Source organism: New Jersey aster yellows phytoplasma, from assembly GCF_002554195.1.
GTDB lineage: Bacteria > Bacillota_I > Bacilli_A > Acholeplasmatales > Acholeplasmataceae > Phytoplasma.
On record NZ_MAPF01000015.1, the window covers coordinates 1 to 2,351 of the forward strand.

The window sequence follows — 2,351 nt, forward strand, 5'->3', positions numbered from 1 at the left end:
GATACATTTATCATAATTATGACAACAAAACCCAACAATCGCTTTGTGATATTAAAAATCTTTAGAAAGCAATAAATTGTTTAAAAACATTAAATTCAAAATCTTTTTATCAATGATTAATTATCAATTATACAGTCTTATAAATTAATTATTAGATAATTATATAAATTAATTTGTTTAGTAAGTAATCATTTATAATTATTGATACTCTATTTTAACAAAACTAAAAAGCCATTTATTAATTGGCTATTTTTATAACATTGATTTATAATATCAATTTATTTTATTTACATTTTTGTATTTTGGGAAAGTTAAATATTTATTCATTTAAAATTATTGCATTTAACAATCTTTTTTTATATTTTACCCTAACTTACTTTTTCATTTATTTGTCCAATTTTTCACTTTACTTATTTTAGTTTTATTTTTAAAAACCATTTATTTTTTTTTTTAGTTTGTTTGTTGTTTTTGATATTTTTTTATCTATAAAGAAATACCAACCAAGAAACACAAAAAACAAAGAAAACTAATATAGCAAAAATAAAATTATTAAAATATAAAAAACATATATTCAAACAGTATAAAAGGAAATAATTAACTCGGCTTATGATTATCGATATTAGTGGTATTTGTATTAATTTTTTTAATAAGGTAAAATCTTTTTTTCGAAATTAATTCAATATTTAATTAAAAATAAGGTATTTCGGTATTTTAATTATTATTTTTGGTAACCTTTTGTATTTTTTTTATTTTGGTTTCATATTAAAGTTTTTGCTAAGAAAAATTTTAATCCTAATGCTCTTAAAGGAGGTATTTTCTTAGGGGTGGGTCTGCGCTGTTACGTTTTTTAGACAAATTTTTTCTCTAAAATTTTTCTAAAAAACGTAACAGCGCAATGATTTAATATCAAGTTACAATACTGAAGGAGACAAAGATTTAAAGTATTTTATTATTGAATTGAGTCAATTGATCCTCAATTGAAATCAGGTCCTAATGGTTTAGGAAATTTTGTTTAAAAAGGAGATACCAAAAGACAAAAAGAAATTAATTATTCTTTGATGAAGATATTTATTTATAATATATGAAAGACAAAGATGGAAAAGATATGGATGTTATTTATGATTTTAAATATGTTTTTACAAGATTACATGAATTAAATAAAAAGAAAAGAAGCCCAGAATAAGAAAAAGAATTTAGTACTTTATTTAATTTTTTTATAAATTTATTCTTGGCAATCTAAAAAATTGATGAATTCCAACAAAGATTTGATTCATTAAAAGATATTAAAAGATATTAAATTAGAATCTAAGATTTTTTAAAAATGTTTAGATGATTCAGGAAGATAAGAAATAAAATAAGAAGAACAAAATTTAGAGTTTTAAATAAATGTGCCTTTGCTTTTGAAAATGATAAAAAACAAACAAAACTAAATCAACAAACGATTCATTAAAAAATCAATTTTGAAGAAATAAAATTAGAATTTAAGAATTTGAAAAAATGTTTATACAAAGAAAAAACTAAATGAGAAAAAGTTAAAAAAGATACAAGAAACCAAGAAGAAGAAAAAGAATTTAATGATTTAGAAAAAATAACAAGAAGCAGCAAAGAACAAGGCAATACAAAAGAAACAAACGAAATAATTTGTTTAGAAAATAAACTTAATAGCATTAGAAACAAATTAAAAGAATTTAAAGATAGAGTTTACAAAAATACTTATTAAAAAAAGGTTATATAATACCTTATTAATTAGTATTGATGGATTATTAATAGGCTTTTTATTAGCTTTATTTTTATTAGGTAAAAGACTAAAGTAACAAAAAAACAAGAACTAATAACACTTTTGTAAAAGCATGTTATAAAATGATTTCTAAATTTGTTGATAAAGGACAAATTGAGTCTGCTTTTTCTTTAGGAATGAACCAAAAACAAACTTTTTACAATATTATTTTCTTCACAAGCATTAAAAAAATCAGTTCCTTTTGTAATAACTAAATTTATTATCAATATTTAAAGATTTTACCTCTTTTGATTTTATGGTCTGGATTGCTAACTGAAATATGGGAATTGCTGCTTATATTTCATAACTCCTTTTGTCGTTCTTTCCATAATTTATTGGGTTTTAATCAGTGTAATAAAACTTTGGTTAAATATTTAATAAAAAAATTAAACCCTTATTTTAGCAAAAAAATGTAACAAATAATAAAATAGTGATTACGCACTTTATTGAGTATTTTACTACATAAATAATTTCTTTTGTCAACTTTGAGGCAAAAATGCGTTTTTAAAAATATTTTTTTAGTATAATATAAGTATATTAGATAATATTTAGTATTTTGTTTAATTACTTAAAT

1 protein-coding gene is annotated in these 2,351 nt (G+C 20.2%); it reads left to right on the forward strand.

Going from position 1 to position 2,351, the window contains the following annotated elements; all coding sequences use genetic code 11:
- Positions 1 to 1,860 precede the first annotated feature (1,860 nt).
- Positions 1,861 to 1,992 carry a hypothetical protein gene (locus BBA70_RS03640; RefSeq protein WP_290124277.1) on the forward strand — a complete coding sequence of 44 codons (132 nt, stop codon included), beginning with the start codon at positions 1,861 to 1,863 and terminating at the stop codon, positions 1,990 to 1,992.
- Positions 1,993 to 2,351: the final 359 nt, after the last annotated feature.